Genomic DNA, 18554 nt, shown 5'->3' on the forward strand with positions numbered 1-18554 from the left:
TTGCGCGGTAGCCGTTTATTTCGTTTCATGAGTATTTGCTCTTCACCGTGCTGTGATGGCTCGATCCACTCGGGGATGTCTCGCTTCGCACCTCCTTACGGAGATTCACGGAGAAGGCCTCGCGCTTCAACGCGCGGGGATAATATAGTATTCCTGAGTATGATATTCTAGAATATGATTATTCAGAATATTTTCATTCTGTATCCACGGACTAGGGTTATGAGAGACTTACCAGCAGCATATTGTTTTGATTGTACGCCGAGCCGCGTGTGGAACAGTTCTCGATCGATGACCGCGTGAATACCGATCCCACCGTCGCCACGGAACGGTGTTAGCTCGAGTTCACGAGTTGGCTCTGCACGCTCGATCACCATCTTACAGAGCTGTTCAAACTGCTCGTGGTCGATCTGTAACCCCCTATCAAGCAGTTCTTCCTTCGCCGTCGATGCTCTCATTCACGATCGAGGTCTTCACGGCTGGACAAAAATCCTCTTTCCGGACGGAAGATCCACGATTGAACGAGTACGGTCGAGTACGCCCCTATAGAAACGGCAGGGCGCGACGGGCGCTACTTCGACTGTCGAACGACTTGACCTTTGAGACGTGAGGCGGCCGAATTCGACGTCATTGAAACGGTGAGATCTGACATCGTTCAGCCGGCGATGACAAAATCTACACGGGTGTAGCACCGACGCCAGAGCGAATGGCCGACTCGTTGTGGTACCCGTCCGTCGAAGACGTCGTCACCATCCACGACGACATCGTCGCGGAGTACCCCGATACTCCCGCCGGTGTTCGGAACCGCGGTGACATCGAGTTCGCACTGAACTACATCGAAGAGGGGAGCTTCGGCTCAGCGCCGGACACCATCCACGAGAAGGCGTATCATCTTCTGCGGCTCCTCGTCGCTAATCACCCCTTCGTCGATGCGAACAAACGCACCGCGCTCAACGTGACGGTCGTCTTCTACTTCCTCAACGGGTATCGGTTCGAGTACGACGACGAGGTGAGGACGATACTGAAAGCGTTCGGCACCGACGAAGCGGCCGTCGATGAGGCGGAAACCACCGACTATCTCCGATCCCACACCGACGCACTCGATCTGGCCGGTGAGATCGAAGCGTGGCGAGACGAACTCGTCCGGTACGGGTTAGCGGAGCTGACCGGAGATTCGTCGGACCCGAACGATTAACGGCGTTCGACGCGTCCGTGTAGGTATGGCCACCGAAGAGGGAGCGGAAACGACATCACCGCTCGACGACGTGATGGAGGACATCCGGCGAGAGCTGGTTCGACGGGTCGCGGCGGACGACCGAGATTCGAATCGGGACGTCTACGACGCCCTCGAAGACGAATAACACCGTTACTGGCCGTTGACGCTAGTGGGAGTACTTATACACACAGGTGGACTCTCTCTACACGAGTAGTATGGAGCACGCGGACGATCGCGGAGCGAAGAAGGAACTCCGGAAAGAGCACCCGAGCGGGTGGCTCTATCTCACGCAACACGACGCGATTCCGATTCTCGTAGACGCGTTGCTCGATCTCCCGCCGAACCGCGAGTTCAACAAGACCGAACTCGCAGAACACGCCGGCGTAACGCGGCAGACCGTCGGCAACTACACCGACCTCTTGTTTGAGGTCGAACTCATCGAAGAGGTTCCGGACACGTCACCGCGTCGGTACCGGGTCGCGGACAGCGACGTCGTCCGCGAGCTCTTCGAGCTAAACAGCGCGCTCAACAGCGTCGGCGAATAGCGACTGCCCGCGAGGAGCACGCCGAGTACTCTGAGAAATCTGTTGATCTAACAAAGCCGAATATATGATGAACAGAGAACCGACTTGGAACGAGAACCTCGGTTTCTTGTTAGTATCGTTCGCACTTGCGAGCGCTGCTGCGTCACTCGTTCCCACAGTAGGACTCGGAGGTCTTCCCGGAGTGGTCGGAGTCATCGTCGTGTTCGTAATGACCTTCTTCATCTGTATGCTAGCCATCGACTGGCTGTTCCTCCCGAAAGAGTGAGTACGCTTGAGAGTCCGAATCGGGGACTGGCTCTACCGAGATCCCGATCAGGTGGTACATTTACCTACCATTCTGACCAGTACAGTGAAGCAGATAGCGAATTATCAGTAGCGTGGGTTTCGAGGATTAGTGAGTGTCAGGTTCGTCGCTGTACAAGACCCAAGTGAATGAGTAACCCAAGTATTCCCAAGAATCCCAAGACAAGGCCTCGAAGCCTTGGATTCGATAATTCCTTCTTCTCGGAATCAGAGTATACATAGTACCCGACAGTAGGCCAGAAGATGAGCAGGTACAGACCCATGCGGATGAGCAGTCCGCTGTATACTGTTAGCAAACTCATCGAATATTCACCGCCGTTTCACGGGGGACCATATCTGAGTCGTCGCTGTGTGACGAGAAAGAAGTTCCGCGTATTAGATTTCTAAGCCCGTAAGCGATAGGCAGGTCTCATCGAACGGCTGTTTCTGCCGAGAACATGTCTGAAGAATGGGATTTCAACAGGACCGAATCGCTCAATACAGACAAAGAACCATAGTATAGATACGGGTATACAGAGTTATGTCTGGCTCTGAGTTCCCATCCTCATGGAGTGATCCCCGATACGTTGCGGCTATTGTCAGTGTGATTGCCACCGGAGCACTCTACTTCTACGCGGGTCTCACGCAATCTGGTCTGACAATACAAGAAATCACGCTTGTAATATTCACTATCCTTCTTCCAACGTCAATCGCATACGAGATCGCTCGTCGTTTGTGAACAAACGGTAGCAATTCGATTCGTTAGCAAGCGCGTTCTCACGGCTATTTCAGTTAAGAATATATCTGAAGAATAGGATTTCAATAGAGCCGAGTCTCCATATTTGGTTGTGAAAGCTCACTTTTTGTCTACTACCAGCCAGCGACCGTACCGAAACAGGATGATCACACCCCCAAGGGTGAACAGTATCCCGAGCAGACTTCCTTCAACGAAGAACGATACCGGCCCTAACACAAGGAGAGCGAGGCCAATGAGAATACTAACCCAGTCCCAGCGACTGAGTTCAGCTTCCGTATCAGTTTCAGCATTCGTGTCACTCATACTCTGTACTCTCAATGACATCAAATAACTATGTCTAACAGATACGCGCTCTGTATTCAGCACGTCTCAAAGAACATATCATCAATTGAGGATTTCAACAGAGTCAAATAAGTAGTAGCGGCCTGAATCTGTATTGAATAGCATGGATGACAATTCCAAGTTCATCCTCGTCGCAATATTAGGTTTGGTTGTCAGTGTGCCGATCTGGTATACTGTTTTGCCCTCAGAACAATTTTCTGTGGATTTATTTTTCAATCCCAGTCTCATATTCTGGCTAATTTTTGGATTCTCAGCTTTTATATTCGGGTTCTACTATCAATCAGACGAATGAGCTCAGATGCTGCGATACAAATAACATAGGCTCTGATAGCGTCAGGGAATCTCTATTTTAGGTAATTCAGCTTGTTTAGATACAGAACAAGCTCATTTATTCCTCCAATAATGCTACTAAGCAGTCGCTCAGTATACACTCTTCAGCGACAAGCCGTTTCAGGCGAGTATATATCTGAAGAATGGGATCTCAACAGAGCTGAAGGCCATGGTACGCGGTGAATATCTCCATACAACAGCCATAGCGGTCAAAGCGTATATTCGCTCGGACGACAACCGAGGTGTATGCCCTCCGAGTTAAACGACGACGACACCCGCCGGTCACCGATCGTATTAGCTGGCCTTTCAGCTCTCGGTATCGCGTTCGTGATCGCTGGTGTCGGGCTGTATTACGGGCTCGCAGTCGATTCGATGCGGGTGTTCAACGCTGCAGCGGCGGCGATTCTCGTGTTACTCGCTGTTTCGATGGTCATCATCATACGGAGTGAGCCGCTCTTCTCCCAAGAGAACGCGGTGATTTCGGTTTTCGTGTTCACCGCTATGGCGCTCTTCTTCGGATTGAGCACGTTCACTACGCTCCCGTTTCCCGTGTTGGTTGGGGCCCTCATCTTCGTTGGCGTAATTCTTCCCGGTCTCGTGCTTCGGTATGGGCCCTCAGTTATCAATTAACCTCGAACTCATCAAGGAAGTTCCGAACACGTCACCGCGTCGGTACTGGGTCGCGGACAGCGATGTCGTCCGCGAGCTCTTCGAGCTGAACAGCGCGCTCAACAGCGTCGGCGAAGGTTGATTCATCCGCGAAAACCCGGAAGCATTGACCGTGGATCGCTCAGTACAGACGAACCAGCTATCGCTCTAAACTGATCAGGGATACTAATCCGAAGAAGTCTCAACGGGCTCTGTTGAAATCCTATCCTTCAGACATATTCTTGCCTGAAACAGCCGGTCGATGGGAGCTGCGTATCGACTGAAGAAGGTTCACTCAATAGGTGGAACTATATGCCTCAGAAGCATCCTCTGAGCATGGTTTCCCGTGAAAATAAGGTATTCTACGTATTTGGAGGGTCAGCCCTCGTCATATTCTTCGCCCTCGTAGGATTCACAGAGTACCCATCATGGGTTAACGCTACAGTTCTCTTTGTAGTCGGGATATTTGTTCCTCTACTCGTCAACCGCTTTCTTGATGATCGGGGATCATAAGTCAAACCCCACTGCGGTAACCAAATAGAAAATGAGGATCTGTTGATGAACATATTCCACATTAAACGGTACGTGCTTGACCTGTATTGAGCGATCCGTAATTTCCCTGTACGGACCAGAACCCAGTTCAGATATCTCTTTCTGTGGATTTCAACAAAGCCGTCAGAGAATAACTGCTGAATATAGTACGTGTATGTAGGAATCAGCAGTCCGATTTCTAATTGACAGCACGCAACCGTTCAGGGACAATCGTGTGTTCCACTATGAGAGCAAAGAGGACTCCAACGTAACCTCCGACAATGAGGGCGTCAGATGGTGGTATGAATGGAGGGACCCCGAACGCAAGCGAAAGCCCGAGCGTGAGAGGAAATACGATCATAGCGATACCAAACGCCACCAATGTCAAACGCTCTCGGCTCTGTTCCGAGTATCGGTCACGCATAACCCAGACAACCGGACCGGCAAGGAGTGCAGCACCGACTCCAATGCCCACAATAGAACCCCATGGAATGAAACCATCTTCCATGAGTCGGAGAAGGCTCAACAGAGCGAACATCCCTATAAATACGAATACAAGGAATTGTCGCGCAGCGGCTGAGAGCGAGGGAACCATATCGTCAGAGAAATCTCGTTTTGTATAAATCCTTTCTGGGGGGAAGCCGAATCACTTAGCGTAAGTAGGTGACATACCAGCAGCGATCTAGCTTGTTTGTCTATCGTGGTTTCTTTGTAATTTTGGATACATCCAAACCCAGATAGCAATCAGAAACACACAATTGAATAGCCAGACAGGGTCAGTGAACTTGTCACGAAGAAATACAGAAGGGTTACCTCCGAGTAAAACTGCTCCAAGAGCTCCGACAGCCACGAGGCCTGCCACGAATAAGCTAATGAAAATAATTGTATCGCGTCTAAATGACCGCTTCATGTTTTATTGGTTCATCTCTACGGGAATACTCCTTCGGTACATTCGTACTCCTCATCGACCGACCATTTCAGACGATATCGTGTCTGAGGAATAGAATTCAACGGGTTTGTTGAAACCCTTAGAAAGTGATGCGTTTTTGCGATCGTGCTGAATATAGAGAGTGTATTCACCGTCGGATGTGTCCACTTATATATTCTACCGAGTTGGACACTAAACAAGGATGGCAGAGGAAGTCTCTCAACGCCGCTGGTTGCTCCTCCTGGTCGCAGCGTGTATCGCAGGCTCAACACAAGTTTATAGAGTAATTATTGGTGAGGGGGGAACTCTCGGCGTGATTTCTTCTGCCGCATGGTTACTTGCGATTCTCATCTCAGGGTGGCAACTGAATCAGTCTCGCCATTAGTTGGTAGCGACCGATTCGCACCCTGTATTTAGCACACCACTTTTGCTAGATTTGAAGGATTTCAACAGAGCCGAATTCAACAGAATCACCCTCTCTATTCAATAGTCGAATCTTGATAGAATTCGGGCATTCTCTCCGATCACGCAAGAGAAATGAGTCAATCGGCGATTGATTTTCTCTCCCTGTGCCAGTTTGGATGTACGCGAACCCCACCGATGCACCAGTGGACGGCCAGCTATCGAACGAAAGCACGCGCCTCGCACTATTACGGCGTCTACCCCGACGCAGTCATGCGATTAGAACGATACGGGCGCGACGGGCGCGCGTTCACGCTCGTAACGGATCGACCTTTCAGGGCTGTGTAGCCTGATTTCAGGGGTTTCAGATCGGGGTCTGATCGTGGTTTGCGTCTCCAAGAGCATGAGCCTCGAACCACTCGACCCGGAAACCGGAGTAGAACTGTACCTCGCCGATCGCGAAACCGAGGTGGCAAAGGCAACGCTGTACTCGCATAGCTCCCGCCTCGGTCACTTCAGACGATGGTGTGAGGAGGAAGAGATAGACAATCTGAACGATCTCACCGGGAGATTGCTCCACGAGTACCGTTTGTGGCGGCGTCGCGACGGTGACCTCGCACCCGCCACAGAGAAGACTCAGATGGACACGCTTCGCGTGTTCGTCAAATGGGCCGAGTCGGTCGACGCCGTGGAGCGCGACCTCCACACGAAGGTGCGGTCGCCGGTCCTCCGCGACGGACAAAACGTCCGCGACGTAATGCTCGAATCCGATCGTGCCGAGGAGATCCTCGACTATCTCGCAAAGTACGAGTACGCTTCGCGTCAGCACGTTGCGCTCTCGCTGATGTGGCACACGATGATGCGAATTGGTGCCATCCACTCACTCGACGTGGACGACTACGATCCGGAGAGTCAGTCGCTTGCCGTCGTTCATCGGCCTGAGACTGGCACGACAATCAAGAACGGAGAGAACGGTGAACGCCTCGTCGCCCTCTCGAACAATGTGTGCCGACTGCTTGACGACTGGATCGCTGACAAGCGTCCGGAGAGCGAGGACGAGTTCGGTCGACGGCCGCTACTGTCCACGTCGAAGGGCCGGGCACACCGCACGACGCTACGCGGAGACTGTTACCGAGCAACTCGTCCTTGTATCGTGGCGGGTACATGTCCCCACGACCGGGATGTCGAGAGCTGTGAAGCAACGGCGTATACGGCGGCTTTCGATTGTCCCTCAAGTGTGAGTCCCCATGCACTACGACGGGGTGGAATTACGCATCACCTCAACAACGAGGTGCCGAAGGACGTCGTCGGGGATCGTGCGAATGTCACGCGTGAGGTTCTTGACGAGCACTACGACCGGCGTAGTCAGCGCGAGAAAATGGAACAGCGACGGAAGTTTCTCAACAATATCTGAGCGGAGGCCTCATCTTCCTTATTGAACCACCACTGGTCAACCCACGTCCGTCTCCGTCGATCTAATGGATTTCGCCCCACACGTTTATTACATTATATTACGTACTATTGCACATGCCAATCAGCATCGATCGATTCAACGAAGACCCAACCGAAGCACTCGATCTCAAGGAAGGGACGCAGCCGTACCGACTGCTACGATTCCTCGGTAGCAATAGTGATCAGGCGTTCACGCAGACGGAGCTCCACGAAGCGACGGGTATCAAGCGTGGGAGCGTCGGCGCCGTGCTGTCCCGTCTTGAGGATCGTGGGCTCGTTCGCCATCGTGGCCGATACTGGGCCATCGTCGAGGACGACCGTCTCGCATCCTACGCTGCACAGACCAACGCAAGCTCCGCTTCGACGACGGACGATTACTACGGCGGCGAGGAATGACGGACGTGTACGAACGCGGTACAGTCGTTAAAGGCCCAGATCTGCTCGCGGATCACGACTACCGCCCGTACGTCTGTCTGAGTGATCGCACACACCCATTCCACGATGAGGAAGCGCTCTATGCCGCGGCTACAACGACCCGACGGGCAGTCGCGATTCCGCTTACTGACGATGACTTCGTCTCGGGAGGGTTACCGAAAGAGAGCTACGTTAATCCGTGGACAGTCACCACAATTCGACATGCAGATATGGAGCACGAAGAAGGACGCCTCGTTGAGGCAACGACGGAGAAAATCGCGACCGAAGCCGCAGCTTATCTCGGTGTCCGATGAATTGGCTCTGTTGAAATGCTATTCTTCAGATATACTCTCGCCTGAAACAGACGGTCGATGAGAGTTGCGAATTGACCAGCGAGAATTCTACCAATTTGAGATAACGTTCTGAGCGCCGTGCAAAATGTAGGGCGCGTATTTTAAACAGAGGATTCGAGGAAGATCGACGGTTCAGGTTGGTCTATACAGTACATTCGTAAAACTGGCGAGTAGTTACCTCGCTCCGAAGAGAGGACATATGACACCCGGTACAAGCCAGAGGTACATCCTCGATATTTTGATCCCGTAGGACGAGCGACGACAGTCACGCCGTCGTCGGTGATGTCGATCGATACTCACCTAGCCGTTCTAAACACCGAGTGGTGGTGTACGAGGGTGAGGCTGTATCTCGGTCCCACTGAGGCTACCGCCATCAACCAACCTGACCAGCGTGAATCGTGTCTTCTCAGTCGTCGTCCACTTGTGAGGAAACGGGCTCGTCCGGTGGTCTCGTGCTTTCGAGTTGTCCCGTCTCGTACCCACCCCAGTCGAATCGATCTTGGAAATAAATCGCGACGTGAACCAGTGCGAGCAGTACCGGGACTTCGATGAGCGGGCCGATCACGGTCGCGAACGCGACACCGGAGCCGACGCCGAACACCGCGACTGCGACGGCGATCGCGAGCTCGAAGTTATTGGAGGCGGCGGTGAATCCGATGGCGGTCGTCGTGGAGTAATCGGCTCCGATCCCGCGACCCATGCCGAAGCTCACGAAGAACATCACGACGAAGTAGATCGTTAGCGGCACCGCGATGAGCAGGACGTCGCTCGGCTGCGCGACGATGCGCTCGCCCTGCATCGCGAACATCACGATCACGGTGAAGAGCAGCGCAATCAGTGTCAACGGGCTGATCGTCGGCTCGAACGTCTCCTCGTACCACTCGGTCCCCTTCGTCCGCGTGCCGACGAACCGCGAGAGAATGCCGGCGGCGAAGGGGATCCCGAGGAAAATCGCGATCGCCTCGAACACCTGCATCGGCGTGATGTCGAACGCCGAGATACCGGCAACGAGCGATTCCATGCCCAGAAGCGGCGGGAGGAACAGTGCGAAGAACCAGATGTACACGCCGTAGGTGAGGATCTGGAAGACGCTGTTGAACGCGACGAGTCCCGCGGCGTACTCGTTGGAGCCTTCCGCGAGTTCGTTCCAGACGAGCACCATCGCGATACAGCGGGCCATCCCGATGAACACCAACCCGAGGAAGAACTCAGGACGTGCTGGCAGTCCGGGGACGAATCCACTGAAGAACACAATCGCCAGTGCAAACATGAGGGTCGGCCCGATGAGCCAGTTTTGGACGAGGCTCAATCCGAGCACTTTCACGTTCTTGAAAACGGCGGGGAGCTGCCTATAGTTGACTTTCGCCAGTGGCGGGTACATCATCAACACGAGTCCGATCTCCACGAGATGAAGGTCCTGAATCGGGCCAGTGAGTGACGGCGCGACGTAGCCGAGGCCGATCCCGATTGCCATCGCTCCGAAGATCCAAACGGTGAGGTACTTGTCGAGGAAGTCCATCGACCGCGGATCTCCACAGGACTCACAGTCGCAGTTCGGTCCGTGTTCGTGGGCGCCCTCATTCACGATTCTGTCACCCCCGTGGTGTCGGACGAGTCGAACGATGGACGATACCGGCGTGTAAACAGGTGAGCGGTCATAATAGGTTTCGGCAGGGGCCGTTACTCTTCGGCGGCGATCACGTCGAGCTGTACGTCTGCGCCGCCGGGCAGCGAACAGACGCCGACGACGGTCCGCGGGGGAAGGTCAACGTCGTCGAACCGCGACTCGTAGACGTGATCGACCGCCTCCGCGGCGCTCGGGTCCGTGAGCTGGATCTCAAGTTTCATCACGTCGCTGAACGTCGCGTTTCGATTGTCGGCGAGCGCGGATTCGAGGTTGTCGAGTGCGGTCGAAAACTGCTCTTCGATTGAGTGATCACTCAATACTTGGCCATCGACTTCGGGAAGGATACCCTCGAAAAAGCGTAGGTCTGACGACCCGGTTCGCTTCCCGAACGCTCCGATATTACTCGTTCCTTCGCGCTGTCGCTTGCTCTCCTCGCTTAACGCCGGATCGATGTTCATCTCGCTCTCGTGCTTCGACTCCGATCCGATCTCGGTTGTCTTCTGACCCATGATAGATGAACAGTTATTCATATATTAAAACTCTTCGAAGAAACTCAAGCGTCGACAACGGGGCCATGTCTCGAACGACAGAGCGAGAACACAGCTCTGCTGGTGTCGAAACAACGCGCAATAGAGAACGGAAACAACCTACCGCGGGTACCGCTGAACGAGACTGGAGCGGAACCGATCGTCCGACGACGCAGACGGTTACGTCGAATACGACGCTGTCACGGACACATCATCAACGGGGAGGAGCCGTCTCGCGTCACGGATGAACGCCCGGCGTCGCCGATCGCGCTCTCGCGACGGATCGGCCGCGGTGATCGAGACGACGAGGCGGCCGTCTGAGAGCGTCGTCTCGGCGTCGAGCCCGTGGAGCGCGCTGAGCGCCCCGACTCGGTCGTGATCCGTGACCCGCCCGCCGACCGACAGGTCGTACTCTAACGTAACGCCCGCCAGCGAGTGGTTGTAATCGAGGTGTGCGGTCTCGTCGTCGACGGACTCGATCACACACTCGCGGCCGGCGACGGAGATGGTTCGACCGGCCTCGCGCTGGTCTGCCGGAACGAGCGCGGACGGTACCGTTTCGCGCTTGCCCGAGTCACGCTCGCCGAATGCGTCGTCCGGCTCCACGGTGACCGTCGTCGACCCGCCGACTCCGACCGCTCGTATCGCGTCCTCGATCGGTTCGAACACGTGTCCTTCACCGAGTACGATGACGATCGGTCCCTCGGCGTCAATGCCATCTATGTCAGCGGCGGCGGCGACCGAGGGATCCGTGGTGTCCACGACGTGACCGCTCTCGGCGGCGCGGGCGGTGTATTCGATCCGGACGAAGTCTCCGTCTGCGAGCCCCTCCGCGTGTTCTGTGCTCGTCATTCTGGAGCGATGTTCATCGGCTTGAAGCTCATTTCGCCTTTGACCTCGCTCTCGCCGAGGCGTCTAATCCGCCCCTTCCCGTACTTGTAGCCGGGGTTGGGGTTGGCGGGATCGAGGTACGCCGGGTTGACGTCGTTGTTGACTTGGTCCGGATACAGCCAGTAGGTGTATGCCAGCCCCTCCGAGACGGACTGCCCCTGAGCCGCGTCGTCCTCGTCGACGACATAGGCGACCGCCGTGAAGCTGCCCTCGGTGTTCTCGCCGTGGATGTTGAAGACGTCGTCGTTGACGATCTCGACGAGATCGCCGGCTTCGATCCCCCGTTCGGCCGCGTCGTTGGGGTGAAGCTGGAGGATGTTCTGTGGGAAGCGTTTCTGGATGTACTCCAGTCGCTGGTGGGTGTACATGTTCTGCCAGAGGTGCTGGAGCCGCCCGTTCGTCACCCAGATCTCGTCCTCGCCGGGGCTGAGCTGGTCGTAGACGTCGCCGATCGTCGTCCCGTCGTCGGGATCGACGACCCGATCCCAGTCGACGCGCTGGAGGATTGCCTCGCCCGTGCTCGTGTGGAATCGGTGATCCATGACCTCGCGTTCGCCGTCTGGGGCGTGGATCCGGGGCGTCCCCTGCACTTCACCGTTCTCCTCGTAGATGGGCTGCTGGACGCCTTCGTCGACGGTCTCCATATACTCCGCCGGCGTCATGTCGTTCGCTTCGGCGGCGGGTGCGATCCCTTCGAGGGAGTGATCACCCCCGGCGCCCGGATACTCCTCGGCGATCAGGTTGAATATCTCTCGGGAGTCCTCCCAGTCCATGTCGTCGGCACCGAGTCGTTGGCCCATCATCGCGAAAATCTCCCAATCCTCCTTCGCGCCGGAGGGGCCCTCCATGAAGCCCTGATACTGGCGGAAACGACGTTCGCCGTTCCAGCGATGATAATCGCCGCCCTCGCCGGATTCGACCGCTGTCGCCGGCAAGACGATGTCGGCGTACTGGGTCGTCGTGTTAGCGTACAGTTCCTGATGGGTAACGACCATGCCGCCGTTCTCGATGCGCTCGCGGAACGCGCGTTCGATCTCGTCGATGTCGGCGCTCTGCGGTTGCGCGCCGCTCGTCCGTTCCCGTATCGCGTTCCGGAGGTCTTGCGTCGCGTACGAGTGGCGAGCCGGATCGTTACCGATGACGTGCCAGTGGCTGATCTCGCCGTCTCTAACACGCTCGACCGTGTTCGGCGCGACCGTCGCACCCTCCACTTTTTCGCCGTCGAAGGTCTGCGTCGAACGCTCGGCGATGACGTCGCCTTCGGCACCGTTCGTCCAGAAGCCCTCTTGGTGGCCCCCGGCGCGGGTGATACCGGTACCGGGTCGACCGACGCTGCCGGTGATGAGCGTCAGGTTCGCCATCGCGCCGGTGTTCTCGTGGGACCAGCCCCAGATGAGGCCCTTCTCCAGCATGAACAGCGTGTTCGTCTCCTCGGCGTCGGGCTGGGCGATGAGTTCGGCGGCCTCGCGGATCTCCTCGGCCGAGACGCCGGTCGTCTCGGCGGCATTTTCGGGGGCGTACCGAGGATCGTCCAAGAGGTCGTAGTACTCCTCGGGCGTCAGGCCGAGCTCCTCTTGGTACCACCCTTCCTCGTCGATCGTTTCCCGATTGTCCATCACCCACTCCTCGATGAACTCCTCGTCGTGCCAACCCTGATCGACGATGTGGCGGGCGATGGCGTTCAGGAGGATCGGGTCCGTCGCCTCGTTGACTTGGAGGTGGATCCCGCCGTTGTTCTCGGCGTAGTTCGCGGTGAACTTCTTTCGCGGATCGATGAACACGATGTCGGCGTCGCCCTGTTCGTCGATCCATCGACTGAAGATGACGTCCTGATTCTCCTTGGGATCAGCCCCCGCCAGTACGATGGTGTCGGCCTCCGCGGCGTCCTCGTAGGCGTAGGACCACTCCGCGAGGCCGGCGTTGACCAGTCCGGGACACTCCGGCGTGAGCGCCGGCCGGTTGTGGCCGCCCCAATTGGGGGAGCCGATGACGTCGTAACAGAGCTTCGTCCCGGCGAAGGTATTCTCGACGAACTGATAGAAGTACAGCTTCTGCCCGTAGCCGTTCGGGTTCTCCCCGTCCTCGGTGGCGATCTCGGTGGCGCGAGCCCACGCCTCGATAGCGGTGTCCCAGTCGACGGTGACGAGGTCGCCCCCGATCCGGATCTGCGGCTGTTTCAGACGGTCGTCGTAATCCTCGTTGTTGGGGGAGTACAGCGACTGCGCCTGCGTGCCCCCGCGGACGGAGTGCGCACCGCTCTCGTTGACCGGATATTCGGTGTCCGGCTTGAAGAGGACGTGGTACTCCTGTCCGTTCTCCTTGATGATCTCGTGCATATTCGGCGAGGGCCACTCGCCGTAGCTGGCGGGATAGTCGATCCCGAGGGCGTTCTCGTCGGCGGACGGACCGCCCTCTTCGCCGACCGGCCACTTGTAGACCTCGTACCCACAGCCGACGATGCAGTACCGGCACGACCGCGTGCTGCGCTCCGCGTCCGTGGGAGGAATAGGTACCTCGCTGGTGTTCGGGTTGTCTGCTGCCATGGTTACTCCTCCGTGGCGTCGTCGATCGGGGTACCGTCCCGCAGGTTGTTTCGGTAGCCGTACACGAGCCCGTCGATCCCCGTCGCGTAGATGTCACCGTCTTCGACATCGAGGCGCACTTGGGGGAGGTCGGTCGTCGCGGCACCGCTGACGACGAGTCCGCCCTTCGACAGGTCGAAGCTCGTATAATGACACGAACAGGGACCGGCCATCTCCTGTGCGGGTTTCACCTGTCCCTGAACTGGACAGCCCATGTGGGTACAGATACCGCTGAAGGCGACGATCCTGCCGTCGGATCCCACGCCTCCCCACGCCTCGCCCCCGATGCGGGTGAGGAAGTTCTCAGTACCGTCGAGCGGGTAGGAGAACGTCTCGACGTCACCGTCCGATAGCTCGTCGACGCTCCCGACCCGAACACGCGGGTACCGTTCGAGACCGTCGACCCGCGAGGTCGGAGACTCGGCGGGTCCGTCTTCGGAATCATCCGCTCGAGGGGCTTGGAATCCACAGCCGGCGACGGACGCCGCGCCGGCCGTCCCCACGGTCGCAAGGAGTCGACGGCGGCTCGTCGACAAACCTTCATTATTATTCATAGTCCAGCCCCCGATTTAGCAGTCATACACTTGTAGCTTTCTCTTATTATCACGGGTTCCGACGGTAACTCATAAAACACCGAATAATTCGCAATAACACTGAAACTGTGGGAAGAACAATTGTAGAGATTCTTGTCCGCCACGTCATCTCCTCCCAACGATTGAACTTTCATTTAATCAGAGAACCATCCAGCCGATCTAAATCAGCGTAAACACTATTTCTGTGAGGGGCTCCATCCACGGAGGAACTGCTCGCGGAACGAACATCATTTGATCTGTAGCTACGTTTGCGATCAGATACAATATTCAACTCCGGAGGACCGCATCATGAGAACCTCCGACACGCATATATCCCAGAATCGTGGACTTCGCGATATGGCGAGCGAAGACGACGCGCCCGAATCCGTGAGTCCGGACGGCGGCTCGACGCGGCGTCGTCGACGAGTCACGTTCGACCGCCGATCACGCCGACGCGCAGACACCCTAACGCGTCCGACATGAGCCATGTTACAGACGAGTTCCGCGCGGGACCACCGATCGGGCTCTCAGAGGTCGATATGGAGCCACTCGAAACCATCGAGCGCGCCGTCGAGATCCGGTGTGCGACGGGCGACTGGTGGACCGCCGACTGGCGCGGGACACCGGTCGCAGCCCTTGTTGAAGAGGCGGAGTTCCCGCCGGAGACCACTCACCTGATCTTCGAGACCACAGACGGCTATCGTGCTTGTCTCGACGTTCATACGGCGCTCGACGGGCTGCTGGCAGTCGCGATCGACGGGGAGCCGCTCGGCGCCGCAGAGCGCCCGCGGCTCGTCTGTCCCGGCATCGAGGGAATCCGGACGGTGAAGCGAGTCTCGGAGATCGTTCCGGCGACGCTTTCTCGAGGCGAGGATCCGGAAGATCTAGAGGTATTCGGGATCGGACAGCAAGGTGACGAGCCGACGACCGGCGATTGAATCGCAGGACGACGGACGGGGGCGTCACGTTGACCCGTATCCGATTTTCGGACGTTCGCCGACGCTTCCCACACTACGGCTCCAGTTCGATCTCGACGGCACCCTCGGCGTGCGAGCGGCGTCGCTCCCGACCGACCTGATCCATCGTCCGCTCGGCGAGTTCGCGGAACGCTCGCGCCGGCTCCGAGTCGCCGTCGGAGACGATGGGCTCGCCGATCTCACATCCCTCTTGAATCGAAGGATCGAGCGGAATCTCGGCGAGGAGCGGGTGATCGAACTCGTCGGCGAGCCGCCGCCCGCCACCGGTCGCGAACACGTCGTGTCGGGTCCCGCACTCGTCGCAAACGAACCCGCTCATGTTCTCGACGACGCCCAGCACCGACGCGTCGTGTTTGTCGAACATTCGGACGCCCTTTCGAGCGTTGTCCAGTGAGATGTCCTGCGGCGTCGTCACGACGAGCGCGCCCAACACCGGCATCTGCTGGAGCATCGTCAGCTGTGCGTCGCCCGTTCCCGGCGGCAGGTCGACGACGAAGTAGTCGAGGTCGCCCCACTCAGTGTCGTGCCACAGCTGCGTGAGTACCTTGTCGACCATGGCGCCCCGCCAGATGACCGGGTCGTCCTCGCCGACGAGGAAGCCGATACTCATCAGCTTGAGTCCGTGGCTCTCGACTGGAATGATCGTCTCGTCGTCCTCCGCCATTCCCGGGTGGTCGTGGACGCCGAGCATCCGCGGGATATTGGGACCGTACACGTCGGCGTCGAACAACCCGACGTTTGCCCCTCGTTCGGCCATCGCCGTCGCGAGGTTCACCGCGACGGTGCTCTTCCCGACGCCGCCCTTGCCGGAGGAAACGGCGATGATGTTCGGTGCGTCGTCGACGACACCAGTGGGCGTCTGGTCATCGATCTCGATCGTGAGGTCCGCCTCGTATCCCTCCTCGCGGACGGTCTCCCTCACCCGGTCGGCGATATCCGTCTCTGTCGGTGAGTACGGCGCGCCGAACGCGAGTGGCACGCGGGCGGTCCCATCGGTAATCTCGATGTTGCCGACTAGGCCGAGCGATACGATGTCGTCGTTGAGGGCCGGGTCGTCGATCCGGCCCAGGGCGTCGCGTAGTTGTTCGGTCATGGGCTCGTGTTGTGTCCGTCGTTAGTCGTTCGCGAATCGGTTGTGCGCTGGCAGTCGTCCGCGCGGTAATCTCCGTTCAGGCGGTGCCCCCGAAACTGTCGGCGCAGGGGAATCACCGCGTCACCGCGAGTCGATCGTGGTGCGCGGTCACGATCGCGAGTGTGAGGTCGATGAGACCCGCGTAGTACTCGTGCGGGTCTGACCGTTGGATTCGAGCGTGATACGTCGGTACCCACTCGGTCAGGTGTTCGTCGAGCAGCCACCACTTGGCATCCTCGACGTCGGGCTCGTCTGCGTCCGTTTCGGTATCGTCCATCGCGAGCAGTTCCCCGAGAAACTGGAGCTCCATACCGAGGTGGTCCGGCGGCTCGTTGCCGTTTGCGTCGGCGACGTCGACTCCCGCCCAGCGGTATCCCTGTCGGATCTCGGTGGTGGTGTCGCTATAGAACTGCCCGTCGACGTACAGCGACTCGTACGGCGGGTCCGGGACGCGCTCGGAGATCCCGCGAAAGGTCTGCGTGTAGGCTGTCGCGAGTGTCTCCTCGTCGGCGTCGCTTCCGCTCTCGATGCGGTCGAGTGCCGCCTCGATTTCCAGCGGTAGCGACTCGGCGGTCACCCGCCACTCGGACGCCCACGCGCCAACGGCGTCGGCACGCTCCCGATCGGGCCGGGAGAGGAACTGCTCGCCGAGCACGCGGTAGACGCGGGCATCCGGCACGGCCGACGCTCCAGTCGGGGATTCGGAGGCGGAGCGTTCCGGTTCTGTCGCCGCGGTCGTCTCGTCGCGGATCATGATTCCGCTTGCACCTCCCTTGATTCGCCGACGGAGACGACGGGGAGCGTCTTCGTGAACACCAGCAGCGCGAGTGCGACCAGTCCGGTCGTCCCCATCAGGTTCAGCCACTCGTATATCGACGGGACGTACTCGCCGACGGGGTACATCAGATCGGGATACATCAGCCCGCCGACGACCAACCACGTCTCTTGGTGGAGGATGCCGACCAGCAGCACGCCCGTCAAGGCGGTCGTCCCGACGAGGCTGAATCGACCGGTCACCTGCTGGAGTACGAGGTACACCGTCGGAACGATCATCGCTGCGATCGCCAGCCACAGCAGCGGGGACAGCTGTCCGCCGAAGATGAGCGCCGTCACGTTCGGGTCGGCCATATCGGCCGCGAACGACCCCGTCTGGATCTCGTAGAAGACCCCCAGCATGTAGGTGAACGCGAACGCGCCCGTGAAGACGCCGAATGTCCGAATCGTCCGGTCGGTGAACACGTCGTCGAGGCCGTAGGCGTACCGCAACACGGCGGCGACGAACAGCACGGCCGCCGCCCCGGTGGTCATGCTCTGGGCGAGGAACGTCGGCCCCTGAATCGCGCCGAACCAGTTGATATTGACGCCGAGCGGTCCCCACAGGAAGGGGACGAGTCCCCCGCCGACGATCGGGATGAACGCGAGAATAAACGCCGCGAGCCACCAGACGGTTGGCCGGCCCGACCTATCGTCGGTCGGCTCGTACCCGGTCAACAGGAGGTCGTACACGGGCGCGAGCGCCGACGGGAGTGCCTCCCGCTCAGAGAGGACGTACAGGTCCTCTCGGATCGAGACGACGAGGTACGCGACCGAGAGGAGTCCGAGTCCGCCGAGCAGGATCACGTCCCACGCGATCGGCGACTGGAGCGGGAGGTACAGGATGGTGTTGAACACCCGGAACGGCTGGCCGAGGTCGAAGACGACGTGTAGGAACCCGACGCCGAACGCCAGCGGCGTCAGCAGTTCGCCGATCCGAGCATACGGCTCGTACTCTTCCATCCCGAACACACGGAAGATCGCCGACAGCGCGATCGCGCCGACGCCCATGGCGGACCACCAGCTGAACGCGCCGATGTCGAGCCCCCACGGAACGCCACCGTCCGTCCCCCAGTTGTTCAACGCCGTCACGCTGTGTCCCTCGGTGAGGACGGTCACGAAGCTGTACAGCATTCCGAGGACGACGAGCCCGGCGACCGCCACGAGCGCGTAATAGGCCGTGCTCGTCTCTCGGAGCGGTGCCACAAGGCCATCGCGTTTGGTTGGTGTACTCAT

The 18554-nt window shown here is 58.2% G+C and carries 20 protein-coding genes; 9 read left to right on the plus strand and 11 right to left on the minus strand.

The window, feature by feature from the left end:
• Positions 1–182: 182 nt before the first annotated feature.
• Positions 183–455 (minus strand): restriction endonuclease, encoded by a 273-nt coding sequence (locus tag OKW78_RS10210; protein ID WP_281195059.1) that lies wholly within the window; start codon positions 453–455, stop codon positions 183–185.
• Between the two features lie 248 nt (positions 456–703).
• On the opposite strand from OKW78_RS10210, the gene OKW78_RS10215 reads away from it, so the two are divergent.
• From OKW78_RS10215 to OKW78_RS10225, 3 genes are all read left to right on the plus strand, one after another.
• Positions 704–1192, plus strand: coding sequence for a type II toxin-antitoxin system death-on-curing family toxin (locus OKW78_RS10215; RefSeq protein ID WP_281195060.1), 489 nt, complete (start codon positions 704–706; stop codon positions 1190–1192).
• Positions 1193–1217: 25 nt separating this feature from the next.
• Positions 1218–1358 (plus strand): hypothetical protein, encoded by a 141-nt coding sequence (locus OKW78_RS10220; protein ID WP_168654270.1) that lies wholly within the window; start codon positions 1218–1220, stop codon positions 1356–1358.
• A gap of 70 nt (positions 1359–1428) precedes the next feature.
• Entirely contained in the window at positions 1429–1758 is a 330-nt protein-coding gene (locus OKW78_RS10225; protein ID WP_281195061.1) for a hypothetical protein, read from the plus strand.
• A 1138-nt stretch (positions 1759–2896) separates the two neighbouring features.
• On the opposite strand, the gene OKW78_RS10230 is transcribed toward OKW78_RS10225, so the two are convergent.
• Positions 2897–3100, minus strand: a complete 204-nt coding sequence (locus OKW78_RS10230) for a hypothetical protein (protein ID WP_281195062.1) — start codon at positions 3098–3100, stop codon at positions 2897–2899.
• A gap of 615 nt (positions 3101–3715) precedes the next feature.
• Between OKW78_RS10230 and OKW78_RS10235 the strand changes: the two genes are divergently transcribed.
• Together OKW78_RS10235 and OKW78_RS10240 are read left to right on the plus strand one after the other, a co-directional pair.
• Positions 3716–4099 (plus strand): hypothetical protein, encoded by a 384-nt coding sequence (locus OKW78_RS10235; RefSeq protein ID WP_281195063.1) that lies wholly within the window; start codon positions 3716–3718, stop codon positions 4097–4099.
• A gap of 330 nt (positions 4100–4429) precedes the next feature.
• Positions 4430–4630, plus strand: a complete 201-nt coding sequence (locus tag OKW78_RS10240; protein ID WP_281195064.1) for a hypothetical protein — start codon at positions 4430–4432, stop codon at positions 4628–4630.
• A 217-nt stretch (positions 4631–4847) separates the two neighbouring features.
• On the opposite strand, the gene OKW78_RS10245 is transcribed toward OKW78_RS10240, so the two are convergent.
• The gene (locus OKW78_RS10245) at positions 4848–5243 is read right to left on the minus strand and encodes a hypothetical protein (protein ID WP_281195065.1); all 396 of its coding nucleotides are present in this window, start codon (positions 5241–5243) and stop codon (positions 4848–4850) included.
• A gap of 1138 nt (positions 5244–6381) precedes the next feature.
• Here OKW78_RS10245 and OKW78_RS10250 point away from each other — a divergent pair.
• From OKW78_RS10250 to OKW78_RS10260, 3 genes are all read left to right on the plus strand, one after another.
• Positions 6382–7392, plus strand: coding sequence for a site-specific integrase (locus tag OKW78_RS10250; RefSeq protein ID WP_281195066.1), 1011 nt, complete (start codon positions 6382–6384; stop codon positions 7390–7392).
• A gap of 113 nt (positions 7393–7505) precedes the next feature.
• The gene (locus OKW78_RS10255; RefSeq protein WP_281195067.1) at positions 7506–7826 is read left to right on the plus strand and encodes a helix-turn-helix domain-containing protein; all 321 of its coding nucleotides are present in this window, start codon (positions 7506–7508) and stop codon (positions 7824–7826) included.
• A complete protein-coding gene (locus OKW78_RS10260) occupies positions 7823–8158 on the plus strand; it encodes a hypothetical protein (RefSeq protein WP_281195068.1) in 336 nt (111 codons plus the stop codon). Before OKW78_RS10255 ends, OKW78_RS10260 begins: the two co-directional genes overlap by 4 nt.
• A 445-nt stretch (positions 8159–8603) precedes the next feature.
• Here the strand turns inward: OKW78_RS10260 and arsB are convergent, their stop codons facing one another.
• The 5 genes from arsB to OKW78_RS10285 all read right to left on the minus strand — a co-directional run bounded on the left by arsB (position 8604) and on the right by OKW78_RS10285 (position 14378).
• Complete coding sequence (gene arsB, locus OKW78_RS10265) at positions 8604–9782, minus strand: ACR3 family arsenite efflux transporter (RefSeq protein WP_369335036.1); 1179 nt, start codon at positions 9780–9782, stop codon at positions 8604–8606.
• Positions 9783–9877: 95 nt separating this feature from the next.
• Positions 9878–10333, minus strand: a complete 456-nt coding sequence (locus OKW78_RS10270; protein WP_281195070.1) for a RidA family protein — start codon at positions 10331–10333, stop codon at positions 9878–9880.
• Positions 10334–10531: 198 nt separating this feature from the next.
• Positions 10532–11203: a peptidylprolyl isomerase gene (locus tag OKW78_RS10275; protein ID WP_281195071.1), complete on the minus strand. Its 672-nt coding sequence runs from the start codon at positions 11201–11203 to the stop codon at positions 10532–10534.
• Positions 11200–13785, minus strand: a complete 2586-nt coding sequence (locus tag OKW78_RS10280; RefSeq protein ID WP_281195072.1) for an arsenate reductase (azurin) large subunit — start codon at positions 13783–13785, stop codon at positions 11200–11202. Before OKW78_RS10280 ends, OKW78_RS10275 begins: the two co-directional genes overlap by 4 nt.
• Positions 13786–13787: 2 nt before the next feature.
• Entirely contained in the window at positions 13788–14378 is a 591-nt protein-coding gene (locus tag OKW78_RS10285; RefSeq protein ID WP_281195073.1) for an arsenate reductase (azurin) small subunit, read from the minus strand.
• Between the two features lie 557 nt (positions 14379–14935).
• Between OKW78_RS10285 and OKW78_RS10290 the strand changes: the two genes are divergently transcribed.
• Positions 14936–15334: a molybdopterin-dependent oxidoreductase gene (locus OKW78_RS10290; protein ID WP_281195074.1), complete on the plus strand. Its 399-nt coding sequence runs from the start codon at positions 14936–14938 to the stop codon at positions 15332–15334.
• Positions 15335–15407: 73 nt separating this feature from the next.
• Here OKW78_RS10290 and OKW78_RS10295 read toward each other — a convergent pair whose 3' ends face one another.
• The 3 genes from OKW78_RS10295 to nrfD form a co-directional block, all read right to left on the minus strand.
• A complete protein-coding gene (locus tag OKW78_RS10295; protein WP_281195075.1) occupies positions 15408–16466 on the minus strand; it encodes an Mrp/NBP35 family ATP-binding protein in 1059 nt (352 codons plus the stop codon).
• 112 nt (positions 16467–16578) lie between these two features.
• On the minus strand, positions 16579–17259 hold the full coding sequence (locus OKW78_RS10300; RefSeq protein WP_281195076.1) for a molecular chaperone: 681 nt from the start codon (positions 17257–17259) through the stop codon (positions 16579–16581).
• On the minus strand, positions 17256–18554 hold the full coding sequence (gene nrfD / locus OKW78_RS10305; RefSeq protein WP_281195077.1) for an NrfD/PsrC family molybdoenzyme membrane anchor subunit: 1299 nt from the start codon (positions 18552–18554) through the stop codon (positions 17256–17258). Before nrfD ends, OKW78_RS10300 begins: the two co-directional genes overlap by 4 nt.

Source organism: Halorubrum sp. F4 (assembly GCF_027257195.1).
Lineage (GTDB): Archaea > Halobacteriota > Halobacteria > Halobacteriales > Haloferacaceae > Halorubrum.